This window comes from Nocardioides sp. BP30 (genome assembly GCF_029873215.1).
Taxonomy (GTDB): Bacteria; Actinomycetota; Actinomycetes; order Propionibacteriales; family Nocardioidaceae; genus Nocardioides.
In genome coordinates, this window is sequence record NZ_CP123620.1 from 1,253,123 (window position 1) to 1,276,193 (window position 23,071).

Annotated in this window: 20 protein-coding genes and 1 tRNA gene; 15 read left to right on the forward strand and 6 right to left on the reverse strand. The window is 71.9% G+C overall.

Annotation, left to right across the window (positions count from 1 at the left end; translation table 11 throughout):
• The first annotated feature begins 80 nt into the window (after nt 1-80).
• From eno to P5P86_RS05845, 6 genes are all read left to right on the forward strand, one after another.
• Nucleotides 81-1,358: a phosphopyruvate hydratase gene (gene eno, locus P5P86_RS05820; protein WP_280610356.1), complete on the forward strand. Its 1,278-nt coding sequence runs from the start codon at nt 81-83 to the stop codon at nt 1,356-1,358.
• Between the two features lie 228 nt (nt 1,359-1,586).
• Nucleotides 1,587-2,000 (forward strand): FtsB family cell division protein, encoded by a 414-nt coding sequence (locus P5P86_RS05825; RefSeq protein WP_280610357.1) that lies wholly within the window; start codon nt 1,587-1,589, stop codon nt 1,998-2,000.
• Nucleotides 2,000-2,533, forward strand: a complete 534-nt coding sequence (locus P5P86_RS05830) for a DUF501 domain-containing protein (protein WP_280610358.1) — start codon at nt 2,000-2,002, stop codon at nt 2,531-2,533. The genes P5P86_RS05825 and P5P86_RS05830 overlap by 1 nt, the downstream gene beginning before the upstream one ends.
• Nucleotides 2,530-3,516, forward strand: a complete 987-nt coding sequence (locus P5P86_RS05835) for a Ppx/GppA phosphatase family protein (RefSeq protein ID WP_280610359.1) — start codon at nt 2,530-2,532, stop codon at nt 3,514-3,516. The genes P5P86_RS05830 and P5P86_RS05835 overlap by 4 nt, the downstream gene beginning before the upstream one ends.
• Entirely contained in the window at nt 3,513-4,013 is a 501-nt protein-coding gene (locus P5P86_RS05840; RefSeq protein WP_280610360.1) for a hypothetical protein, read from the forward strand. The genes P5P86_RS05835 and P5P86_RS05840 overlap by 4 nt, the downstream gene beginning before the upstream one ends.
• Nucleotides 4,014-4,100: 87 nt before the next feature.
• Nucleotides 4,101-4,174: transfer RNA gene (locus tag P5P86_RS05845), tRNA-Leu, on the forward strand.
• A gap of 197 nt (nt 4,175-4,371) precedes the next feature.
• On the opposite strand, the gene P5P86_RS05850 is transcribed toward P5P86_RS05845, so the two are convergent.
• The 4 genes from P5P86_RS05850 to P5P86_RS05865 form a co-directional block, all read right to left on the reverse strand.
• On the reverse strand, nt 4,372-5,118 hold the full coding sequence (locus P5P86_RS05850; protein ID WP_280610361.1) for an SDR family NAD(P)-dependent oxidoreductase: 747 nt from the start codon (nt 5,116-5,118) through the stop codon (nt 4,372-4,374).
• 80 nt (nt 5,119-5,198) lie between these two features.
• The gene (locus tag P5P86_RS05855) at nt 5,199-6,137 is read right to left on the reverse strand and encodes a zinc-binding dehydrogenase (protein ID WP_280610362.1); all 939 of its coding nucleotides are present in this window, start codon (nt 6,135-6,137) and stop codon (nt 5,199-5,201) included.
• Between the two features lie 52 nt (nt 6,138-6,189).
• Nucleotides 6,190-6,954, reverse strand: a complete 765-nt coding sequence (locus tag P5P86_RS05860; protein WP_280610363.1) for an SDR family NAD(P)-dependent oxidoreductase — start codon at nt 6,952-6,954, stop codon at nt 6,190-6,192.
• Nucleotides 6,951-7,601 (reverse strand): TetR/AcrR family transcriptional regulator, encoded by a 651-nt coding sequence (locus tag P5P86_RS05865; protein ID WP_280610364.1) that lies wholly within the window; start codon nt 7,599-7,601, stop codon nt 6,951-6,953. Before P5P86_RS05865 ends, P5P86_RS05860 begins: the two co-directional genes overlap by 4 nt.
• Before the next feature lie 351 nt (nt 7,602-7,952).
• Between P5P86_RS05865 and P5P86_RS05870 the strand changes: the two genes are divergently transcribed.
• Together P5P86_RS05870 and P5P86_RS05875 are read left to right on the forward strand one after the other, a co-directional pair.
• Nucleotides 7,953-9,335, forward strand: coding sequence for a matrixin family metalloprotease (locus tag P5P86_RS05870; protein WP_280610365.1), 1,383 nt, complete (start codon nt 7,953-7,955; stop codon nt 9,333-9,335).
• A 126-nt stretch (nt 9,336-9,461) separates the two neighbouring features.
• Nucleotides 9,462-10,319, forward strand: a complete 858-nt coding sequence (locus P5P86_RS05875; protein ID WP_280610366.1) for a Bax inhibitor-1/YccA family protein — start codon at nt 9,462-9,464, stop codon at nt 10,317-10,319.
• A gap of 9 nt (nt 10,320-10,328) precedes the next feature.
• Here P5P86_RS05875 and P5P86_RS05880 read toward each other — a convergent pair whose 3' ends face one another.
• Entirely contained in the window at nt 10,329-11,294 is a 966-nt protein-coding gene (locus tag P5P86_RS05880; RefSeq protein ID WP_280610367.1) for an SGNH/GDSL hydrolase family protein, read from the reverse strand.
• Between the two features lie 72 nt (nt 11,295-11,366).
• Here P5P86_RS05880 and P5P86_RS05885 point away from each other — a divergent pair, with 72 nt between their 5' ends.
• From P5P86_RS05885 to cydD, 4 genes are all read left to right on the forward strand, one after another.
• Entirely contained in the window at nt 11,367-12,755 is a 1,389-nt protein-coding gene (locus P5P86_RS05885; RefSeq protein WP_280610368.1) for a cystathionine beta-synthase, read from the forward strand.
• Nucleotides 12,756-12,862: 107 nt separating this feature from the next.
• Nucleotides 12,863-14,311, forward strand: a complete 1,449-nt coding sequence (locus P5P86_RS05890; RefSeq protein WP_280610369.1) for a cytochrome ubiquinol oxidase subunit I — start codon at nt 12,863-12,865, stop codon at nt 14,309-14,311.
• A 10-nt stretch (nt 14,312-14,321) separates the two neighbouring features.
• The gene (cydB, locus tag P5P86_RS05895; RefSeq protein WP_280610370.1) at nt 14,322-15,332 is read left to right on the forward strand and encodes a cytochrome d ubiquinol oxidase subunit II; all 1,011 of its coding nucleotides are present in this window, start codon (nt 14,322-14,324) and stop codon (nt 15,330-15,332) included.
• Between the two features lie 2 nt (nt 15,333-15,334).
• Nucleotides 15,335-18,793 (forward strand): thiol reductant ABC exporter subunit CydD, encoded by a 3,459-nt coding sequence (gene cydD, locus P5P86_RS05900; RefSeq protein WP_280610371.1) that lies wholly within the window; start codon nt 15,335-15,337, stop codon nt 18,791-18,793.
• On the opposite strand, the gene P5P86_RS05905 is transcribed toward cydD, so the two are convergent.
• On the reverse strand, nt 18,790-19,152 hold the full coding sequence (locus tag P5P86_RS05905; RefSeq protein ID WP_446724922.1) for a YchJ family protein: 363 nt from the start codon (nt 19,150-19,152) through the stop codon (nt 18,790-18,792). The two genes, cydD and P5P86_RS05905, sit on opposite strands and share 4 nt — an antisense overlap.
• A gap of 48 nt (nt 19,153-19,200) precedes the next feature.
• Between P5P86_RS05905 and P5P86_RS05910 the strand changes: the two genes are divergently transcribed.
• The 3 genes from P5P86_RS05910 to P5P86_RS05920 are packed head-to-tail and all read left to right on the forward strand — an operon-like array spanning nt 19,201 to nt 22,974.
• A complete protein-coding gene (locus P5P86_RS05910; protein ID WP_280610372.1) occupies nt 19,201-20,601 on the forward strand; it encodes a MoxR family ATPase in 1,401 nt (466 codons plus the stop codon).
• Nucleotides 20,594-20,992: an OsmC family protein gene (locus tag P5P86_RS05915; protein WP_280610373.1), complete on the forward strand. Its 399-nt coding sequence runs from the start codon at nt 20,594-20,596 to the stop codon at nt 20,990-20,992. The genes P5P86_RS05910 and P5P86_RS05915 overlap by 8 nt, the downstream gene beginning before the upstream one ends.
• The gene (locus tag P5P86_RS05920) at nt 20,989-22,974 is read left to right on the forward strand and encodes a vWA domain-containing protein (RefSeq protein ID WP_280610374.1); all 1,986 of its coding nucleotides are present in this window, start codon (nt 20,989-20,991) and stop codon (nt 22,972-22,974) included. Before P5P86_RS05915 ends, P5P86_RS05920 begins: the two co-directional genes overlap by 4 nt.
• Nucleotides 22,975-23,071: the final 97 nt, after the last annotated feature.

Genomic DNA, 23,071 nt, shown 5'->3' on the forward strand with positions numbered 1-23,071 from the left:
CGAGCGACCATGAGCGCGGCCCGCACGCTGGGTCGCCTAGGCTGCTGCCGCACGTTCGGTCCTCTACCCAGGAGCACACAGTGGCAGCCATCGAAGCAGTCGGAGCACGCGAGATCCTCGATTCCCGTGGGAACCCCACGGTCGAGGTCGAGGTTCTCCTCGAGGACGGCACCTTCGCCCGCGCAGCGGTCCCCTCCGGCGCCTCCACCGGCGCCTTCGAGGCCGTCGAGCTGCGTGACGGCGACAGCCGTTACGGGGGCAAGGGCGTCGAGAAGGCGGTGACGGCTGTCGTCGAGACCCTCTCGGAGGCCATCGTCGGGATGGACGTCACCGACCAGCGCGAGATCGACCAGGCCCTGCTCGCCGCCGACGGCACGCCCAACAAGGCCAACCTCGGGGCCAACGCGATCCTCGGGGTGAGCCTGGCGGTGGCCCGGGCCGCGGCCGACAGCGCCGGCCTCCCGCTCTACAAGTACGTGGGCGGCAACAACGCCCATGTGCTGCCCGTCCCGATGATGAACATCCTCAACGGCGGCGCCCACGCCGACTCCAACGTGGACGTCCAGGAGTTCATGATCGCACCGATCGGTGCGCCCACCTTCCGCGAGGCGCTGCGGTACGGCGCCGAGGTCTACCACGCCCTCAAGGCGGTGCTGAAGGAGAAGGGTCTCTCGACCGGTCTGGGTGACGAGGGTGGCTTCGCTCCCAACCTCGAGTCCAACCGGGCCGCGCTCGACCTCATCGCGGAGGCGGTGGCCAAGGCCGGCTACGAGCTCGGCACCGACATCGCGCTGGCGATGGACGTGGCGGCCTCGGAGTTCTACTCCGACGGCGCCTACGTCTTCGAGGGCGCCAAGAAGAGCAGCGCCCAGATGTCGGCCTACTACGCCGAGCTCTGCGCGGCGTACCCGATCGTCTCCATCGAGGACCCCCTCGACGAGGAGGACTGGGAGGGCTGGAAGACCATCACCGACGACCTCGGCGGCAAGGTCCAGCTGGTCGGCGACGACCTCTTCGTGACGAACGTCGAGCGCCTTCAGCGCGGGATCGCCGGCGGCCAGGCCAACGCGATGCTGGTGAAGGTGAACCAGATCGGCTCCCTCACCGAGACCCTCGACGCCGTCGAGCTGGCGCACCGCAGCGGCTTCGCCAACATGATGTCCCACCGCTCCGGCGAGACCGAGGACACCACCATCGCCGACCTGGCGGTGGCGACCAACTGCGGCCAGATCAAGACCGGCGCGCCGGCTCGTTCGGACCGCGTCGCGAAGTACAACCAGCTGCTGCGCATCGAGGACGAGCTGGGTGACGCGGCTCGCTACGCCGGTGCCGCCGCCTTCCCGCGTTTCGCGCGCTGATCCGCCGCTCGCCCCGGGCACAATGACGGGGTGCCAGCAGATCGTCGTCCCTCCCGCGGGGCGGGCCCCCGGGGTCGTACCGGCCCCGGCCGTGGCTCCGCCCCGCGGCCGGGCCGCCCGCTCGGTCCCGGCGGAGCCGGCAGCGACACGGGCAGCCAGCCCCGCGTGCAACCGGCGGCCTCCGCACGGTCGGCTCCCGGACGCCGCCGACCGCGCGTGACGGGTCGGATGGCCGTCTTCGTGTTGGTCCTGGCGGTCCTCGTCGTCTCCTACGCGTCCTCGCTCAAGGCCTACCTGCAGCAACGCAACGACATCGACTCGCTCAAGTCGCAGATCGTCGAGCGGGAGAAGGCCATCGGCGACCTGCAGGACCAGAAGGACCGCTGGAACGACCCGGCGTACCTCGAGCAGCAGGCCCGGGAGCAGGCCGGCTACGTGATGCCCGGCGAGACGGCGTACGTCGCGCTCGACGCGAACGGCAAGCCGATCAAGCCCACCGCCACGCTCACCTCTCCGGGCAGCGTCGGCAAGAGCGACAAGCCCACCGCCTGGTGGAGCGACGTGTGGAGCAGCGACCAGCTGGCCGGCAACCCGCCCAAGAACACCGGCACGCCGCCGGCGACGAAGATCGGAAGCAACTAGTGGCCATCGACCCCGCCGACGAGGCGGCCATCGCCGCACAGCTCGGCCGGGTCCCGCGCGGCATCCACGAGATCGGCCACCGCTGCCCCTGCTCGCTGCCGGACGTCGTCACCACCGAGCCGCGGCTGCCCGACGGCACACCGTTCCCGACCACGTACTACCTCACCTGCCCGCGCGCCGCCTCGCGCATCGGCCGGCTCGAGGGCGGCGGCGTGATGAAGGAGATGGAGGGGCGGCTGGCCACCGATCCCGAGCTCAAGGCCGCCTACCAGCGCGCCCACGAGGCCTACCTCACCGCGCGGACGGCGATCGGTGACGCTGCCGGGCTCGACGTACCGGAGATCGCCGGCATCTCCGCCGGCGGCATGCCCGAGCGGGTCAAGTGCCTGCACGTCCTCGCGGGTCAGGCGCTCGCCCAGGGGCCGGGGGCGAACCCGCTCGGCGACGAGGTCCTGGAGCGGATCGGGGCGTGGTGGGACGGCGGCGCCTGCGTTGACGTCGCGGGGGTCGGATCTGGGAACCTGGAGGGATGAGCGGAGCACCGGTCGCTGCGATCGACTGCGGCACGAACACCATCAAGCTCCTGATCGCCCGCGTCGGCGCCCACGGCATGGAGGACCTGGTCCGTGAGGCGCGGATGGTCCGTCTGGGCCAGGGCGTGGACGCCACCGGCGAGCTGCACCCCGAGGCTCTGGAGCGCACGTTCGCGGCGATCGACGAGTACGCCGCGCTGATCCGTGAGCATGGGGTCACCCCCGACCATGGTGGGCGCGTCCGGTTCGTGGCCACCTCGGCGACCCGCGATGCGAGCAACGCTCAGGTGTTCGTGGACGGGGTGCGCGAGCGGCTCGGCGTCGCGCCGGAAGTGGTTCCCGGCACCGAGGAGGCAGCGCTGGCCTTCGAAGGATGCCTCCGCAACCTGCGCGGACGGCCCCGGCAGCCGGTCGTCGTGGTCGACATCGGAGGCGGCTCCACCGAGCTGATCGAGGGTGCCTCGCTGGAGTCCGGCCCGGATGCGGCGTACTCGATGCAGATCGGGTCCGTGCGACTGCACGAGCGGCACCTGCGCTCGGACCCGCCCACCCAGGGCGAGGTGGCGGCGTGCGTGCACGACATCGACGCGGCGCTCGACGAGAGTCCGGTGACCCTCTCCCTCGCCGAGACGGTGGTCGGCGTGGCCGGCACCGTGACCCAGCTGGCGGCCGGCATCCTCGACCTGGAGGCCTACGACCGTGCGGCCACCGACCAGCTGGTCGTTCCGGTGGAGCAGCTCGACGACCTGGTCCGGCGGCTGGTCGCGATGAGCGTGGACGAGCGTCGCGCGCTGCGCTGGATGCATCCCGGTCGGGCGGACGTGATCGCCGCGGGTGGATTGATCCTCAGCCGGGTACTGCGTCGAACCGGTGTCGCACATCTCATCGTCTCGGAATCGGACATCCTCGACGGGATCGCCTGGTCCATAACAGACTTGAGGGCGACAGCGGATCGATCAGACTCGTGGAGGTTCCAGGCGTGAAGAAGCTCATCCTGCTGGCGGCACTCGCCGCCGGCGTGGCCTACGTGGTCAAGTTCAAGTCCGGCCAGGTGAAGTCGGCCGCCACCAAGGTCACCCATGACCCGCGGGTCCAGTCGGCGCTGGCCACGGCCTCGGAGAAGGCCGGCCCGGTCGCGTCGACGGTCTCCTCGACGGTCTCTTCGGCGGCCGCATCGGCGGCATCGGCGGTCACCGACCAGCTGCACGCATCGGACGAGCTCGAGACGCCCGAGGTGCCGGAGGAGGCCGTCGAGGTCGCCGAGACCGACCCGGTGTCGGCCCCGGAGTTCAGGCCCAGCGAGCCGCCGAAGGTGGAGACGGCCGACATCGAGCCGGCCGAGAAGCCCGACCCGCTCACCGACCCGCTCGAGACCCTGACGGGGACCGAGGACGCGGGCGGCCCGTCCGACGTCGACGGCGCGGAGGGCGCGGGCGGCTCGGCGCCGAAGAAGGCCGCGCCCAAGAAGCAGCCGGAGTGACCCCTCGTGGGGGCGCGGCCTTCGCCGCGCCCCCACGACCCGCGGACCCGACTCGGCGCTCAGCGCAACGCCGATCGGTGGCCGCGAGCCCCTGTATCCCAATCGGCAGAGGAAGCCGCCTTAAAAGCGGTTCAGTGTGGGTTCGACCCCCACCGGGGGCACCCATCGCCGAGGTGCAGTCGGATCGCCGGTCGACCGCGCGGAGACCCGCTCCTGACGCGCGGCCTCACCGGACAGGCGGGCTCAGCCAGGCCGCCTGAGGCAGGAGGAGCCCCCTGGCCCAGGGAGAGGAGCCGCGCATCCCGTGCCTGGCCGATCGGCTCCTCCAGCCCGGCCGCCCGTAGGGCCGTCGCCGGGCTCAGTCCCACATGAGTCCGCCGTCGACGAGCAGGGTGTGTCCGGTGATGAAGTCGGCCTCGCTGGACAGCAGGTAGGCGACAGCGGCGGCGATCTCGTCGGGGCGCCCCATCCGTCCGACCGGGATGAGGTCGGCCCACTCGGCCTGCTGCTCGGCGCCGAAGGCGGCGAGCCCCTCGGTGAGGATGGTGCCGGGACCGACGGCGTTGATCTGGATGTTGCGGCGGGCGTACTGCAGGGCGGCGTTCTTCGTCAGCCCGACCACGCCGTGCTTGGCCGAGGTGTAGGCCGCCATGCCCGGTGCGTTCTTGGTGCCGGCGTTGGAGGCCATGTTGACGATCTTGCCGTGGCCGGCTTGCACCATGTGTGCCAGCTCGCTGCGCATGCACAGGAACGTCCCGCGCAGGTCGACGCTGATCACCGCGTCCCACTCCTCGACGGACATCTCGTGCAGGTCGCCCGGGTGGTGACCGATGCCGGCGTTGTTGACGGCCAGATCGAGTCCGCCGAGGTAGTCGACGGACGCCCCGATCAGCTGCTCGACGCTGTCGACGTCGGAGACGTCGGCCTGCACGAACCTCGCCTGGCCGCCTGCCGCGGCGATCTGCTCGACGGTGCTGGCACCGCCTTCGGCTCCGATGTCGGAGACCACCACGCGTGCGCCGTCGGCCGCGAGCCGCAGGGCGATCGCACGCCCCAGCCCCGAGCCCGCACCGGTTACGACCACACCTGCGCCATGGAAGGACATTGCTCTTCTCCTCTGTTCCTGCATTCTGGAAGTGGGCCCTGTCGGGATGAGCAGAGCCACGTGACCGGCTTGGTCGTCGCTCAGTCGCGCACCGCGACCAGGCGCCCGCGGGCTTCACCCGCGCGGAGCTGGTCGAGACCGGCTCCGATCTCGCCGAACCCGATCGTGGTGGTCAGCGGGTCGAGCTCGCCGCTGTCGAGCAGCCCGTAGACAGCTTCGACGTCCTCCTTGGTGGAGCCGAAGCTGCCCTGCAGGCTGACGTCGCGGAGGATGACGTCCATCACCGAGATCGTCGCCTCGGGCCTGCCTGCGCCGACCTGGACGGCGCGGCCGCCCGGTCGCAGGGACGCAAGGGCGAGTCGGGTGGTGTCGAAGCCGGCGAAGTCGATGGCCACATCGAGGCCGAGTGCGCCGAACTCGCCGGTGTCGTTATGGAAGCCGGCGGAGCCGATCTCCGCGGCCAGCCCGGCGAGCTCCGGCCGCACGTCGGTGATGTGCACCTGTGCGCCGGCGAGAACCGCCACCCGAGCAGCGATCTGGCCGAGGCCACCCAGGCCGATGATCCCGACCCTGTCCCCGGGCTGCACCGCGGCCACCACCCGAACGGCGTGGTACGCCGTGGCGCCGGCGTCGGTCGCCGAGGCGGCCTGAGCGAAGGAGACATGCTCGGGGACCCGCACCAGCTCCTCGACGGTGCCGAGCGTCTTCTCGGCGTATCCGCCGTCTCGCCCGACTCCCGGACCGTCGTGCGTCACCGGAGCGAGCCCGACGGCGTCGCCCACGGCCCAACCGGTCACACCCTCACCGAGCGCCGAGATCACGCCGGCCACCTCGTGGCCCAAGACGATGGGGGTGTGGAGGGGCATCCCGGGAACGTCGCCGTCGATGAACGAGATGTCGGTATGGCACAACCCGGCGCCCCTGACGTCGAGCACGACCTGTCCGGGACCGGGCTGCGGGTCGGGCAGGTCGACAAGCTCCGGTAGTGATCCGGTCCGGGTGAAGTTCCAGGCTCTCATGATGGGCGTCCTTCTCTACGGTCTGCTCGACGGTGGCTGAGTCGGGTGGCGGTCACACCGGGCTGACGTACTGTCCGCCGTCGACCATGAACACCTGACCGGTGACGTAGTGCGACTCGTCACCGAGCAGGAACGCGACCGCGGGGGCGATGTCGGTGGCGGCATCGCCGATGTAGCCGAGCGCCGTCTGCTTCTTCAGCGCTTCGAAGGCGTCCGGCTGGTTGGCGGCCCACATCTCCAAGGCCGCGGTCATCGCGTAGGGCCCGTAGGCGTTGACGCGGATGTTGTCGGGCCCCCACTCACGCGCTGCGATGCGGGTGAGCGCCATCACCGCACCCTTGCTGGCGACGTACGCCGCTCGCGGGAAGATCCCCTGCAGTGCGGTGGCCGAGGTGACGTTGACGATGCTGCCGCCGCCCTGGCGCACCATGTGCGGATAGACCGCCTGCATGAACCGGACCGTGCCGAAGGCGCCCGACTCCATCGAGTGGCGCAGACTCTCCTCGTCCTGCTCGATGAACGGCACTCCGGGGCTGGTCCACTGGGCGTTGTTGACGACGCCGTCGATGCGGCCGTAGCGCTCGATCGTCGCCGCGACGACCGCGTCCACGTCCTCCCGCTTGGTCACGTCGCAGACCAGTCCGAGCACGTCGAGCCCACGCGCGGTGAGGTCGGACTGGGCAGCCCGGGCCGTCTCGGGGTTGAACTCCGCGATCACGGTGGAGGCACCGTGCTCGGCGAGATAGGTCGCAACGCCGAGGCCGATGCCTTGACCGGCTCCTGTCACGATGATCACTTTGTCCTGCAGGTCGGTCATGGGGCTCTCCTTGCCTCGAGGTGGGTGTCATGGGGCGCCGTGGTGGCACCGGGGGCCTGAAGCCGGCGGGTCCACTCGGGGAAGACCTCGGCACAGTGAGCGGCCAACTCCTCCGCGGAGCAGGACAGGTCGTCGCGCAGCCACGCCGTGACCAGCGCCGCGAGCGCTGCCCCGACGCCGATCGAGGCAGCGGTGACGGCCGGCTCGCCGGCGATCTCGAGAGCGCCGTATCGCAGGAACGATTCCTCGAACCTGGAGCGCAGCACGCTTGCCACGTGGTTCTGCGCGGGCGCGGCGGCGGCGCCGCGGGCGAGGACGGCGGCGTAGAACGCCCGATGCTGGGACACGTGGCCCACCAGGGCCAGCAGGTCGCGCCGCCCTTGGGCGCCGCGGTCGGCGCCTGGGGTGGCGCGCTCACGCCAGCCCAGATCGGCGATCTCGGCGAGTGACTCGTCGAGCATGCTGCAGGCGACGTCCTCCAGGGAGTCGAAGTGTGCGTAGAACGAGGATCGATTCACTCCGGCCGCTCGCGCCACCGCGCTGACCGTGATCGGCTCTGCGCCGCTGCCGGCGAGCGCAACGACCGCGTCCCGGATCTGCCGGCGGGTGCGCTCGGCCCGGGGATCGACTCTGGCATCGGTGGCCATGAGTCCGACGGTACGTCGGTTTCCGGATTTTTCCAACACGTGTTGGAGAAACCTGGATGAAGGTCACATGATGCCGAGGTCGGCACGGACCCGGGATGCGACCTTGCCGAGCGGCTCGACGGCGGTGAGCAGGTCGCTGGGATGCGAACGCGCCCCGACCGGCGGGAAGCAAGGGTCTTCAAACCCGGGGCGCAGTTCCCGACCTCTCCATCAAGGTGCGCAGCACCCGCAGCCGGCGCGGACGGTGGACGCGGGTGCGGCAACAGCTTCATGCTGGACCGGTTCGGGCCGATGGGGCCGGACGTCACGGAGGGCGACCCGGCGTCCTCCGCCGGGGGATCGGATCACCTCGTGCGCCTGCCAGACCAGCGCCTCCTGCCACGAGCTCTCGTCGTAGTCCTCGCGACCCTGCTCCCGCTCATCGGCCTCGACGTCCGGGCGACGGCCGCCGGATACGACGGGCCGCTCTGGGGGATGAGCCTGCCGAGCGGCAGCTACCAGCAGGGTGCCGCCGTGAGCGCCGAGGTCTCCGTGACCGGTGGTACCGCCGCCGTGCTCTTCACCGCGGCGATCGACGCAGGCGATGCCGGCGGCGGCTGGCGAGAGCTGGCCCGCTGGACGGTCAGCCTCTCGCCGGGTGAGTCCGCGACGCACACCTTCGCGCTGCCGGACCAGGCGAGCGGGCGGTATCCGATGCGGCTGCGGATCGGGGACCGCACCGTTGTGTTCGCCTACGTCGTCACCCGCCACGCCGAGACGAACGACCCTGCCATCATCCGCACCGCACGCTCGGTCGCACTCGAGCCGGGACGCCTCCCGCGTCGGGCGCGGCTCGCGACCTCGAGGCGCGTGCGCGGCACCCTTCGAGCCGACGGTGTACCGATGGTGGGTCAGCGGGTGATGGTCCAGGTCGCCGCCACCGCGGCGAAGCGCGGCGGCTGGGCGACCGTGCCGGGTTCGGCGGTGCTGACCGACGCACACGGCCGGTTCGCCCTCGCCGTGCCGACGTACTACTACGGCCGTCACACCTACCGGATCGAGGCACCGGCGGTGCTGGGGCACTGGACCGACGCCGGCCAGGTGCTCGGCTGGGCGGAGGCCTCCTCGGTGACGGCGGTGGTCAGGGTGCCGCTGAACCGCCCCGCACACGGTGGTGCCGGCCACTACCGCTTCCTGGTCGGCGCCAAGCGGGCCGGCTCGCCGGCCCGCTGGAACGGGTGCGTGCCGATCCCGTACTCGATCACCGGTGCGCACGCGCCGGCCGGTGCGGCCAGGACCGTACGGCGGGCGCTCGTGCGGGTGAGTGCGGCGACCGGACTCCGCTTCGTCTACCGGGGCAGGACCTCCTACCGGCCCTACCGCACGCCACGCTCGGCGACGCGGCGCCCCACTGGCATCACGTTCGCCTGGGCGAGCCCGCGGCAGGCTCCGAAGCTGTCCGGCGACGTGCTCGGCTACGGCGACGACGCACCGGCGGTGAACGGCCGCTGGACCAGCGGCGTGGTCGTGCTCGACAGGACGTTCCGTTACGAGCCCGGCTTCCGCGCCGCTGCCGGCCGATCGGCGATCGGGCTGGTCCTCCTGCACGAGATGGGGCACGTGCTGGGGCTGGCTCATGTGCGCGACCGCAGCCAGGTGATGTACCCGGTCCTGGGACGCCCCACCTCCGGCGGCTACCAGGCGGGCGACCTCACCGGCCTGCACCGCCTCGGTCTGGAGGCCGGCTGCGTCTGAGGCGGGATCCGGGCCGCGGGAACGAGCCGCCTCGGCCGATCGTTGGACCAGATGACGCCACCTAGGATGGGGGCAGTCAGGCTGTCGTCAGGGTGACGACAGCCACCGGCCTCCAAGGAGGAGACCATGCCAAGCAACAACCCGGTGTTCCGGAACTCCGACGAGTTCAAGTCCGGCTACAACTCCTACGGGAACGCCTCCTACGCCGGGAACGGCGCCGGCTACTCCGGCTATGGCGACCCGTCCACGTGGAGCGTGGGCACGCCGGGGGCCCCGACCGCGCCGGCGCGCGCCACCGGCCCGATGACGATCGACACGGTCGTCCAGCGGACCGCCATCAGCATCGTGGTCGTCTTCGTCGCCGCGCTGGCGACCTGGGTGCTGACGCCTTCGATCAGCTCGGAGCAGAACCTCAACGCCGTCTACAGCGCTGCTGTCGTCGGCAGCCTGGGTGCCTTCGTGCTCTCGATGGTCAACTCGTTCAAGCGGATCATCAGCCCGGCCCTGGTGATCGCCTTCGCTGCGTTCGAGGGCGTCGCGCTCGGCGCGCTGAGCAAGACCTTCGACGCCGCGTTCGGCAGCGGTGTCGTCACCGGTGCCGTGCTCGGCACCTTCGCCGCGTTCGCCGGCACGCTGGCGGCGTACAAGTACTTCGACATCCAGGTCGGCAACAAGTTCCGCACGATGGTGCTGGGTGCCGTGCTGGGCATGGTCGGGCTCTCGGTGCTCGAGCTGGTGCTGAGCCTGTTCGGCTCCGGCCTGGGCCTGTTCGGCTTCGGCGCGCTCGGCCTGCTCACCTCGGTGATCGGCCTGGCCCTGGGCGTCTTCATGCTGGTGATGGACTTCGACTTCGTCGAGCAGGGTGTCCGCAACGGGCTCCCCGAGCGGGAGTCGTGGCGGGCCGCCTTCGCGATGACCGTCAGCCTGGTCTGGATCTACACCAACCTGCTGCGCCTGCTGGCGATCGTGACGAACAACCGCTGACCTTCCCGCTCAGCGAGCCCGAGGCCGCCTGGCGACGCGCACCCACAGCCGTCCCAGGCGGCCTCGTGGCTTCGGCACCGAACCGAGCTCGGTGCCGGGAACGTTGACGGCCCGCAGGGCTGCGGCGGCGATCGGCAGGGCCGGCTGACCGCGGTACGTCGCCAGCTGGGCCTGCTCGTCACCGAGCAGCCCGAGGGCCGCGAGGGTCGAGGGCAGCAGCACCTCGGCCAGCGCCGCGTAGCCGGCCGCCGAGGGATGGAACTTGTCGGGCCCGAAGAAGAAGTCCCGGTCGGCGGTGAACTCCGGGCCCAGGATGTCGGCCAGCGAGATCGCGCGTCCGCCCGCGCGCACCACCCGGATCATCTGCTCGGCGGCGATGCGTCGCGACCAGGCGCGGGCGATCTGCCGCAACGGGGGCAGGATGGGCTTGATCGAGCCGAGATCGGGCACGGTACCGACCAGCACCGCCACGCCGTCGCCGTGCAGCCGCTCCACCGCCCGCACCAGGTGCGAGACGGCGACGGTGGGCCGCACCATCCGGACCACGTCGTTGGCGCCGATCAGGATGATCGCCACGTCGGCGTGCAGGGCCAGCGCCCTGTCGACCTGCTCGTCGAGCTCGGCGGAGACGGCGCCCACCACGGCCAGGTCGCGCAGCAGGATCTTGCGGCCGGACCACTCCGCGACACCCTGGCCGACCAGCGCACCGGGGGTCTCCGCGGCGACCTCGAGCCCGTAGCCCGCGGCGCTGGAGTCACCGAGGACGGCGACGGTGATCGGGGGCTCGTCCGCCCGCGGCCCGTCGGCGCCGTACGTGCCGGTGGGGTCGGGTGGCGGGATGAGGGTGACGGCGTTGATCGTCGCGTGCGCGAACTTCACCTCGGCGGCGATCACCGCGACGAACCCGCCGGCGGCCGCGGCCAGCCAGCCGCCGACCCGCAGCGCGGCGCTGGATCGTCCTCTGGCTCGCGTCACGGGGCCCACCCTACGAAAACCACCCGGCCGCTCGTTGCGCGGCCTGCCGGCTCGATCGCATACGGTGGCGCCATGGAGTACGTGGACTCGCTGCTCGACCTCATCGGCAACACCCCGCTGCTGAGGCTCGACCGCTCACTGGACGGACTGCCGACCGCCGGACCGATCGTCCTGGCCAAGGTCGAGTACCTCAACCCGGGTGGTTCGGTGAAGGACCGGATCGCCACCCGCATGATCGAGGCGGCGGAGGCCTCCGGCGCTCTGCAGCCGGGCGGGATGATCGTCGAGCCGACCAGTGGCAACACCGGCGTCGGCCTGGCGATGGTGGCGCAGAAGAAGGGCTACCGGTGCGTCTTCGTCTGCCCCGACAAGGTCAGCGAGGACAAGCGCAACGTGCTCAAGGCGTACGGCGCCGAGGTGGTCGTCTGCCCGACCGCCGTCGCGCCGGAGCACCCCGACTCCTACTACAACGTCAGCGACCGGCTCGCCTCTCAGCCGGGGGCGTGGAAGCCCGACCAGTACTCCAACCCGCACAACCCGCGCTCCCACTACGAGACCACCGGCCCCGAGATCTGGCGGCAGACCGAGGGCCGGATCACCCACTTCGTCGCCGGCGTCGGCACGGGCGGGACGATCAGTGGCATCGGCCGCTACCTGAAGGAGCAGAATCCCGCCGTCCAGATCATCGGCGCCGACCCTGCGGGCAGCGTCTACAGCGGTGGCACCGGCCGTCCCTATCTCGTCGAGGGCGTCGGCGAGGACTTCTGGCCCGAGACCTACGACCGCGAGGTGGCCGATCGCATCATCGAGGTCTCCGACGCCGACTCCTTCGCCTTCACCCGGCGGCTGGCCCGGGAGGAGGCCCTGCTGGTGGGCGGGTCGAGTGGCATGGCCGCCTTCGCCGCCAGGCAGCTCGCGCACGAGCTTGCCGAGGCGGGCGAGCACGACGCCGTGATCGTGGTCCTGCTCCCCGACTCCGGCCGCGGCTACCTCACCAAGGTCTTCAACGACGACTGGCTCGCACAGTACGGCTTCCCGACCGGCAAGGAGACCTCGAGCCAGACGGTGGGGGAGGTGCTGCGGGGCAAGAGCGGGCCGCTGCCGGCGCTGGTGCACACCCACCCGAGCGAGACGGTCGCGGAGGCGATCCACATCCTCCAGGAGTACGGCGTCAGCCAGATGCCGGTCGTGCGTGCCGAGCCGCCGATCGTGGCCGCGGAGGTGGCCGGTTCGGTCTCCGACCGCAGCCTGATGGATGCGCTCTTCACCGGCACCGCCAAGCTCACGGACCCGGTCGAGCAGCACATGTCGCCGGCGCTCCCGACGATCGGCTCCACCGAGGAGGCAGCCGCGGCGGTGGCGTTGCTGGAGTCGGCGGACGCGGTGCTCGTGCACGAGGACGGCAAGCCCGTCGGGGTGCTCACGCGGCAGGATCTGCTGACCGTCCTGGCGAACAGCTGACACCGGCCTGTCGGCAGGTAGTGAAAAGATTCACAAAGTGATGAAGGTCCCTCCCTGCGGGCCCTTTGCGCGCTTGTGAACGCATTCACAAGGCGTATGTTGATGCCGTGCACAGCATCGTGGACATCGCCCGTTGGCAGTTCGGCATCACGACCGTCTACCACTTCCTGTTCGTGCCGCTCACGATCGGACTCAGCGCTCTCGTCGCGCTGACCGAGACGCTCTGGCTGGTCCGCAAGGACACCGCCGAGAAGCAGAGGTGGCTGCGGCTCTCCAAGTTCCTCGGCAAGCTCTTCCTGATCAACTTCGCGATCGGGGTCGTCACGGGGATCGTCCAGGAGTTCCAGTTCGGGATGAACTGGTCCGACTACTCCCGCTTCGTCGGCGACGTGTTCGGCGCGCCGCTGGCGATCGAGGCCCTGGCCGCGTTCTTCTTCGAGTCGACGTTCCTCGGGTTGTGGATCTTCGGCTGGGACAAGCTCCCGCGCGCGGTCCACAACGCCTGTATCTGGATCGTGCACCTCGGCACGCTGCTCTCGGCCTGGTTCATCCTGGCGGCCAACTCCTGGATGCAGCACCCGGTGGGCTACCGGCTCAACCCGGACACGCACCGCGCCGAGCTCACCGACTTCTGGGCCGTGATGTTCAACAAGGTCCAGGTGGTGACGTTCCCGCACGTCATCCTGGCCTCGTACATGACGGCCGCCGTGTTCATGGTCGGCGTCTGCGCCTGGCTCTACGGCCGCGGTCGCGCCACCGACGAGGACCGGCGGGTCTACCGAGGCGGCCTGCGCCTGGGCGCGGTGATCGCTGTGGTCGCCTTCGCCGGCGTCGCGATCTCCGGCGACACCCAGGGCAAGATCATGACCGACGTACAGCCCATGAAGATGGCGGCAGCGGAGGCGCTCTACCACACCTCGGACACCTGTGCGCCGTTCTCGATCTTCACCATCGGCACGCCGAACGGCAAGGAGGCGAAGTGGGAGCTGAAGGTGCCGTGCCTGCTCTCCTTCCTCGCGACCGGGCACTTCGACCAGCGCGTGCAGGGCATCGACAACCTGCAGCAGGAGTACGCCGAGACCTACGGGCCCGGTGAGTACACCCCGATCATCCCCGTCACCTACTGGTCCTTCCGCTGGATGATGGGCCTCGGCGTCACCGGTGTCGGCGGAGCGGTGCTGCTGCTGTGGCTGACGCGGCGGGGCCGGACCCCGCGCGTGCGATGGTTCGGGATGCTCGCCGCAGCGGTGCCGGTCTTCGCGCTGCTGGGCAACTCGGTCGGCTGGATCTTCACCGAGATGGGTCGCCAGCCGTGGGTGGTGTTCGGACTGATGAAGACCTCGAACGCCTCCTCGCCCGGCGTCTCCACCCCCGAGGCGTGGATCTCGCTGGTCTCCCTGACAGCGCTCTACGGCGTGCTCGCGGTGGTCGAGATCGGGCTGATGCTCCGCTACATCAAGCGCGGCGCGGCCCCGTTCGTCGAGCCGCCGACGCCGTCTCTGCGGGGGAGCTCGACGCCCTCCGACGACGACCAGCCCCTGAACTTCGCGTACTGAGGAGGATCCGATGGAGCTCACCACTGTCTGGTTCTGCCTGATCGCCCTCCTCTGGATGGGCTACTTCGTCCTGGAGGGCTTCGACTTCGGCGTCGGCCTCCTGATGCCGCTCATCGCCCGCGACGATCGCGAGCGCCGGGCGATCATCAACACCATCGGCCCCGTCTGGGACGGGAACGAGGTCTGGCTGCTCACCGCCGGAGGCGCGACCTTCGCGGCCTTCCCGGAGTGGTACGCGACGCTGTTCTCCGGCTTCTACCTGCCCCTGCTGCTCATCCTGCTGGCCCTGATCGTGCGCGGCCTGGCCTTCGAGTACCGCCACCAGCGGCCGGAGACCACCTGGAAGGGCTGGTGGGACCGGGCGATCATCGTCGGCTCGCTGGTGCCGGCCTTCCTGTGGGGCGTGGCGTTCGCCAACATCGTGCGCGGCGTGCCGATCGATGCGAGCAAGGACTTCACCGGCTCGCTGTGGACGCTGCTCAACCCCTTCGGGCTGCTCGGTGGGCTGGTCACGCTGTCGCTCTTCGTCACCCACGGCGCGATGTTCCTGGCGCTGAAGACCGACGGTGAGATCCGGCGCCGGGCGGGTGCGCTGTCGTGGCGCGTCGGTGCGGTGGCCGCGGTGCTGGCAGTGGTCTTCCTGGGGTGGACCCAGGCCGCGCACGGTGACCTGGCTTCGGGCGTCCTCTTCGCCGTCGCCGCGGTGTCGCTGGTCGGCTCGCTGGCCGCGGCGTACGGAGGGCGTGAGGGGTGGGCCTTCCTCGGCACGTTCGTCACGATCGCCGTCACGGTCGCGGGGCTGTTCGTCTCGCTGTTCCCCGACGTGATGCCGTCCTCGACCTCGGCGCTCTACTCGCTGACGGTGCACAACGCCTCGGCGACGCACTACACGCTCACCGTGATGACGGTAGTGGCGGCGATCTTCACCCCGCTCGTGCTGCTCTACCAGGGCTGGACCTACTGGGTGTTCCGCAAGCGTGTCGGGATCCAGCACATCCCGACCGAGGAACTGGCGCACTGAGCATGCGGCCCTCCGATCCGCGCCTGCGGCGCCAGCTCGCTCCCGCTCGCGGGCCGCTGGTCCTCGTGGGGGTGGCCGGCGTGGCCGGGAGCCTGTTGCTCATCGTCCAGGCCTGGGCGGTCACGATGCTGGTCCTCGCGGTGCTCGGGCACAGCGGATCGGCCGGCACGGTGGTGGGCTGGGCGGTGACCGTGGCGGCCGTGTTCGCCGCGCGCGGGCTCGTCGGCTGGGGAAGCGACCTCGCCGCCGCCAGGGCGGCGGGACGAGTCGGCCGCGACCTCCGCCGGCGGGTGCTCGGGATGCTTCTGGGCGGAGCGCCGGGCGAGCGGTCCTCGGGGTCGCTGTCGCTGCTGGCCACGCGCGGGGTGAGCGCCGCAGAGCCGTACCTGACGCGCTACGTGCCAGCCCTCGTCCTGGCAGGGGTCCTGCCCGTGATGACGCTGGTCGCGATCGCGGTGGTCGATCCGCCGAGCGCGCTGATCGTGCTCGTCACGCTGCCCCTGATCCCGGTCTTCGGGATCCTGGTGGGCCTGGCCACCCAGGACCGCGCCACCTCGCAGTGGCGGGCGCTCGCCGATCTCTCGGGACACTTCCTCGACGTGATGCGCGGCCTGCCGACCCTGGTGGCCTTCCGGCGCGCACGGGCACAGTCGGCGGTGATCGCCGAGGTCACCGACCGCTACCGGCGGCGCTCGCTGCGCACCCTGCGGATCGCGTTCGCGTCCTCCGCGGTGCTGGAGCTGGTCGCCACCATCTCGGTAGCGCTGGTCGCGGTCACCGTGGGTGTTCGGCTCGCCGCCGGGCATCTCCCGCTGCGCACCGCCCTGGTCGTGCTCCTGCTCGCGCCGGAGGCGTACTGGCCGCTGCGCCGGGTGGGCGCGGAGTTCCATGCCGCGGCCGAGGGCGTCGCGACGTTCGAGGCGGCGGCGGGGCTGTCGGCGCCGGTCGCTGCCGCTGTCGGTGCCGACGCGGGCGCCGGTGTCGGTGCCGCATGGCCGGCGGTCGAGGCGGGCCCGCTCGAGGTCGAGGGTCTGGTCGTCACCTACCCGGGCCGCGCGCGCCCGGCCCTGCGGCTGGATGCCCTCACCCTTCCGGAGTACGGCGTCACCGCCGTCACCGGGCCGTCGGGGTGCGGCAAGTCGACGCTGCTCGGCGTCCTCGCGGGGCTGGTGACGCCGACCGCCGGCACCGTCCGGCACGGTTCCCGGACGGTCGGCGAGCCGGGCTGGCGCGAGCAGATCGCCTTCCTGCCGCAGCGGCCGGTGTTCCTGGCGGGGACGATCGCGCACAACCTGCGCGTGGCGCGCCCCGAAGCGGACGACGAGGAGCTGTGGGCGGTGCTCGCGCGGGTGGCGCTGGCCGATCGGGTCGCCGCGCTGCCCGGAGCCCTGGACGCGGACCTCGCCGAGGACGGTGCCTCGCTGTCGGCGGGCGAGCGGGCCCGCCTCGCGCTGGCGCGGGTGGTGCTCGCGAGGCGGCCGTGGGTGCTTCTGGATGAGCCGACGGCGCACCTGGATGCGGTCACCGAGCGGGTGATCGTCGATGTGGTGGGTGAGCTGGGGCGGTCTGGTGGGGTCGTCGTGGTGGCGCATCGGCCGGCGTTGGTGTCGATCGCTGACCGGGTCGTCGAGCTGTCGGCTTCTGCTTCTGCTTCTGCTTCGGGCTCGGCGTCGGTCCCGGTCGGCACCGTCGGGGCAGGCCTACCGCCGCGCGACGCCTCGTTCCTCGGCGGCGCGTCGTCCGGCAGCGCCCCTTCCGGCACCGCCCGTGCCCGACGCCGAGGCGATGCGTCGTCCGGCAGCGCCCCTTCCGGCACCGCCCGTGTCCGGGGCTGGAGCGGTGGTCGGCGCAGTGGGTGGGGGGCTGCAGTGGTCAGTGGGCTGGCGTGGGCGTGTGGGGTGGCGCTCACGGCGACGGCGGGGTGGCTGATCGTGCGGGCGGATGCGCGACCGGCGATCCTGACGCTGACGGTGGCGATGGTGGGGGTGCGGACGTTCGGATTGGGGCGGCCGGTGCTGCGCTACGTCGAGCGGCTGTGGTCGCACGACCGGGCGCTGCGGCTGCTGGCGCGGCGGCGGGTGGAGGTGTACGACGCGCTGGTGCCGTTGGTCCCGGGACGGTTGGGGAAGCGGCGCGGCGACGTACTGGCGGCGGTGGTCGACGACGTGGACGCGGTCCTCGACCGCGAGCTGCGGGCGCGGCTGCCGATCAGGGCGTACGCCGTCGTCGCCGCGCTGACGACCCTGACCGCGACGCTGATCCGCCCCGTGGCCGGTGCGATCGTGGCCGGCACGGTGCTCGCAGCAGCGGTCGCGGCGCTGCTGGCCCGCGCCGGTGCCGCCCGGGCCGAACGCGCATCCATCGCTGCCCGCGCCCGGCTCTCCGACGACGTCGTCGAGGCCGTCCAGGCCGCCGACGAGCTGAGGATGTGGCAGGCGGAGCGCGTGGCGCTGGCCCGGGTGGACGCCGACGGCGCCGCGATGGCTGCCGCCGGCCGTACCGCCGCGGCCTGGCTCGGAGGCGCGCGAGCGCTCGTGCTCGGCGTCGCCGGGCTCGCCGTGGCCGCCACGGCGCTGGCGGTGCGCGATCAGGTCGCGGCGCACGAGCTGAGCGGCCCGGTGTTCGCGTTCCTCCTGCTGCTGCCCCTCGCGCTGGCCGAGCCGGCCGCGCAGCTGGCCGATGCCGGAGCCGCGGCGGCCCGCGCGGCGGCCGCCGAACAGCGGCTCGCCGAGCTGGCCGGCCGCCCGCCGGCGGTGCACGAGCCGGAGCTCCCCGCACCGGCGCCCGGGACCTCGGCCGTGGGATTCGCGGACGTGGTGGCCCGTGACCGGCAGCTGCCCGACCTCGCGGTGGCGCCGGGGGACCGGGTCGCGATCGTGGGACCGTCGGGATCGGGCAAGAGCACGGCCGCGGCCCTCGCGCTGCGGTTCCTGGATCCCGACAGCGGTGAGGTCAGCCTCGGCGGAGCTGACTACCGTCGGCTGGCCACCGACACGGTCCGTGAGCGGATCGGGCTGGTGGACGACGACCCCCACGTCTTCGCCTCCACCGTCGCCGAGAACGTCCGGCTCGCGCGCCCCGGCAGCAGCGACGGGGACGTCGAGCAGGCGCTGCGCCGTGCCCACCTCGGCGGCTGGCTCGACGCACTCCCCGAGGGGCTGGCGACCCGGCTCGGCGACGGGTACGCCGCCGTCTCGGGCGGCGAGCGGGCGCGTCTGGCCGTGGCCCGCAGCCTGCTGGCCGACCAGGCCGTGCTGGTCCTCGACGAGCCGACCGCACACCTGGACGCCGACACCGCCGGCCAGCTCGCGACCGAGGTGCTGGCGACCGCGGATCGCTCCATCGTGTGGATCACGCACGCGCCGTACGGGCTGGACCTGGTCGACCGCATCGTCCGGCTCGATGCCCGAGGCGATACCGGAGGCGATGCCGGGGACGCCGCCCCGAGCGCGAGGCGCTAGGAGATCTCGCCGTCGAGGTAGAGCCAGCGGCCGGCCCGTCGGGCGAACCGGCTGCGCTCGTGCAGCCGACCGCTCCGCCCGTCCTGGCGCCAGTGCGCGGTGAACTCCACCCAGTCCTCGCCGTACCCCTCGACGGTGAGGCCCACCCAGGTCGGTCCGCCCTCGAGGGCCGGCTCCGCAGGCCGGGTGCGGGGGTGCCAGGTCCGGAAGACGTAGCCCGCATCGCCGACGGCGTAGGCCGCGTATCGCGAGCGCATCAGCTCCAGGGCGGTGCCGGCCCGGCGGACGCCGCGGTGCAGCGGACCGCAGCAGGCGTCGTAGGGGAGTCCGGAGCCGCACGGGCAGGGGGAGCCGATCACCGGGCCATTCTCCCCGAGGGGATTGCCCCGCGCAGTAGCGTGAATGACGTGACACAAGCCCCCGCGACTCAGCCCACCATCGGCACCCTCGGCGAGCTCAAGGCTGCCGGGCACGTGCTCAAGCCGCTGCGTACCGAGATCCGCGACAACCTGCTGGCCAAGCTCCGCGCCGGCGAGGACCCCTGGCCGGGCCTGCACGGCCTGGAGGACACGGTCATCCCGCAGCTCGAGCGTGCCCTGATCGCCGGGCACGACATCGTCCTCCTCGGTGAGCGCGGCCAGGGCAAGACCCGGCTGCTGCGCACCATGGTCGGACTGTTGGACGAGTGGACGCCGGTGATCGAGGGCTCCGAGCTGGGCGAGCACCCGCTCGAGCCGATCACCGTCGCCTCCCAGCGCCGGGCCGCCGAGCTGGGCGACGCGCTGCCGGTGACGTGGCGCCACCGCTCCGAGCGCTACTCCGAGAAGCTGGCCACGCCCGACACGTCGGTGGCGGACCTGATCGGCGACGTCGATCCGATGAAGGTCGCCGAGGGCCGGTCGCTGGGTGACCCGGAGACGATCCACTTCGGCCTCATCCCGCGCTCCCACCGCGGCATCGTCGCGATCAACGAGCTGCCCGACCTCGCCGAGCGCATCCAGGTCGCGATGCTGAACGTGATGGAGGAGCGCGACATCCAGATCCGTGGCTACGTGCTGCGTCTCCCGCTGGACGTGCTCGTCCTGGCCAGCGCCAACCCGGAGGACTACACGAACCGAGGGCGGATCATCACCCCGCTCAAGGACCGCTTCGGAGCCGAGATCCGCACCCACTACCCGCTCGAGCTCGAGGCCGAGATGGCGGTCATCCGGCAGGAGTCGGAGCTGGTCGCCCAGGTGCCGGAGTACCTGCTGGAGATCCTGGCCCGCTTCACCCGCAACCTGCGCGAGTCCAGCGCGGTCGACCAGCGCTCCGGCGTCTCGGCGCGGTTCTCCATCGCCGGCGCGGAGACGATCGCCGCGGCCGCCCTCCACCGCGCCACGCTGCAGGGCGAGGAGCAGCCGGTGGCGCGGGTGGTCGACCTGCAGACGGCCGTCGACGTGCTGGGGGGCAAGATCGAGTTCGAGACCGGTGAGGAGGGCCGCGAGGGCGAGATCCTGACCCACCTGCTGCGCACGGCCACCGCCGAGACCTGCCGGACCCGGCTGCGCGGGCTGGACTTCGGCCTGCTGGTCGCCGCCATCGAGACCGGCCAGATGATCACCACCGGCGAGCAGGTCGCGGCGATCGACTTCCTGACCGGCCTGCCAGCGCTCGGCGAGTCGGAGCTGTACGACGACGTCTGCGAACGGCTCGACGCGCACAACGACGGTGAGCGAGCGAGCGCCATCGAGCTCGCGCTGGAGGGCCTCTATCTGGCCCGGCGGATCGGCAAGGACAGCGACGGGTCCGAAGTCGTCTATGGCTGAGCTCTCCGCCTTCGGCGTACGCGCCGGTGCCGGCTCGCTGCGGGCCGACGCCGACGCGGGAGCCGTCGTGCTGCCGCACAGCTGGACGCCGCAGGGCGTGCTGGCGGCACCCGTCACCAACGGCGCCCAGGCACTCCACCTCGCGGTGGCGCTGTGCGTCCTCAACGACGTCTACCGCGAGGCGGCCGCCTCCGGTATCGAGATCGGCGGCGTCGCGGTCGAGGCCGACGGCGCGTTCGACGACGCCTGGGCCTCCACCGGGATCCACTACCGGGTCGAGGTCGACACGGCGGCCGACGAGGCGACCCTCGTGCGCCTGCTGACGCAGGTCGAGCACGTCGCCGAGATTCCCCGCGCCCTCGGCGCGGGAGCGAAGGTGCAGCGCAGATGAGGTACAAGAGGTACGCCGGCGGCGACCCGCTCGCCCCGCCGGTCGACATCGCCGAGGCGCTGGACGCGATCGGCGAGGACGTGATGGCCGGGTACTCGCCCGAGCGAGCACTGCAGGAGTTCCTGCGTCGCGGCGGGCGCGACCAGGCGGGGCTGGACGACCTCGCCCGCCGGGTCGCTGAGAAGCGCCGGGAGCTGCTGCAGCGGCACAACCTGGACGGGACCATGCAGCAGGTCCGCGAGCTGCTCGACAAGGCGGTGCTGGCCGAGCGCGGCCAGATCGCCCGCGACACCACGCTGGACTCCGACGACGCGATGTTCCGCGACATGCAGTTGAACAACCTGCCGCCCAACACCGCCGCGGCCGTCTCCGAGCTCTCGTCGTACGACTGGCGCTCCCGCGAGGCGCGGGAGGACTACGAGCAGATCAAGGACCTGCTCGGCCGCGAGCTGCTCGACCAGCGCTTCGCGGGCATGAAGCAGGCCCTGAAGAACGCGAACGACCAGGACCGGGCCGCGGTCAACGAGATGCTCGGCGACCTCAACGAGCTGCTGGAGAAGCATCGCCTCGGCGAGGACACCCCCGAGGACTTCGCCGACTTCATGGCCAGGCACGGCGACTTCTTCCCCGAGAACCCGCAGGACATCGACGAGCTGCTCGACTCGCTCGCGCAGCGTGCCGCCGCGGCGCAGCGGATGCTCAACTCGATGACGCCCGAACAGCGGGCCGAGCTGATGGAGCTCTCGGCCCAGGCGTTCGGCTCGCCGGCGCTGATGGAGGCGCTGGACCGCCTCGACGCCAACCTGCAGTCGCTGCGGCCCGGAGAGGACTGGTCCGGCTCGGAGCAGTTCGGCGGGGAGCAGGGGCTGGGTCTGGGTGACGGCACCGGCGTGCTGCAGGACCTCGCCGAGCTCGACCAGCTCTCCGAGCAGCTCTCGCAGTCGTACGGCGGCGCCCGGCTCGACGACGTCGACCTCGACGCGCTGGCCCGCCAGCTCGGCGACTCCGCCGCCGTCGACGCCCGCACCCTGCAGCAGCTCGAGCAGGCGCTGCGCGACTCCGGCCAGCTCGAGCGCGGCTCGGACGGCAACCTCCGGCTGACCCCGAAGGCGATGCGCCAGCTCGGCAAGGCGCTGCTGCGCGACGTCGCGCAGCGGATGTCGGGTCGGCAGGGCCAGCGCGACCTGCGCACGGCCGGGGCGGCAGGTGACCTGTCGGGTGCCTCGCGGCCGTGGGCGTTCGGCGACACCGAGCCGTGGGACATCCCCCGCACGCTGCTCAACAAGGCGCTGCGTCGCGGTGACAGGCTCGCGCTCGACGACATCGAGGTGCAGGAGACCGAGGCCCGCACGCAGGCCGCCGTCGCGCTCCTGGTCGACACGTCCTTCTCGATGGCGATGGACGGGCGCTGGGTCCCGATGAAGCGCACGGCGCTGGCGCTGCACACCCTCATCCGGTCGCGCTTCCGCGGCGATCACCTCCAGCTGATCGGCTTCGGCCGGGCGGCCCGCGTGATGGAGATCGAGGAGCTGACCGGCCTGGACGCTCGCTGGGACAAGGGCACGAACCTGCACCATGCGCTGCTCCTGGCCAACCGCCACTTCCGCAAGCATCCCAACGCCCAGCCGGTGCTGCTCATCGTCACCGACGGTGAGCCGACGTCCCACCTCGAGCCGAACGGCGAGGTCTGGTTCTCCTATCCGCCGCACCCGCTGACGATCGCCTACGCCGTCCGCGAGCTGGACAACGCCGGCCGCCTCGGTGCCCAGACGACGTTCTTCCGGCTCGGCGAGGACCCCGGCCTGGCGCGCTTCATCGACTCGATGGCGAGGCGGGTGGACGGCAAGGTGATCGCCCCCGAGCTCGACGACCTGGGTGCGGCGGTGGTCGGCAGCTACCTCGGGTCGCGCAGCAGCGGCCCGGCCGGCGGCGGCTACGGCGACCTGTGGGGCGGCGGCGGTCGCGGCTGGTGGGCTGGCTGACCGCCGAGACGTCACTTTCCGCGGGTCGAATGGTCGCTCCGCCGGCCACTCGACCCGCCGGAAGTGACCCCTCGACGCGGGCGCCGTAGCCTCGCGC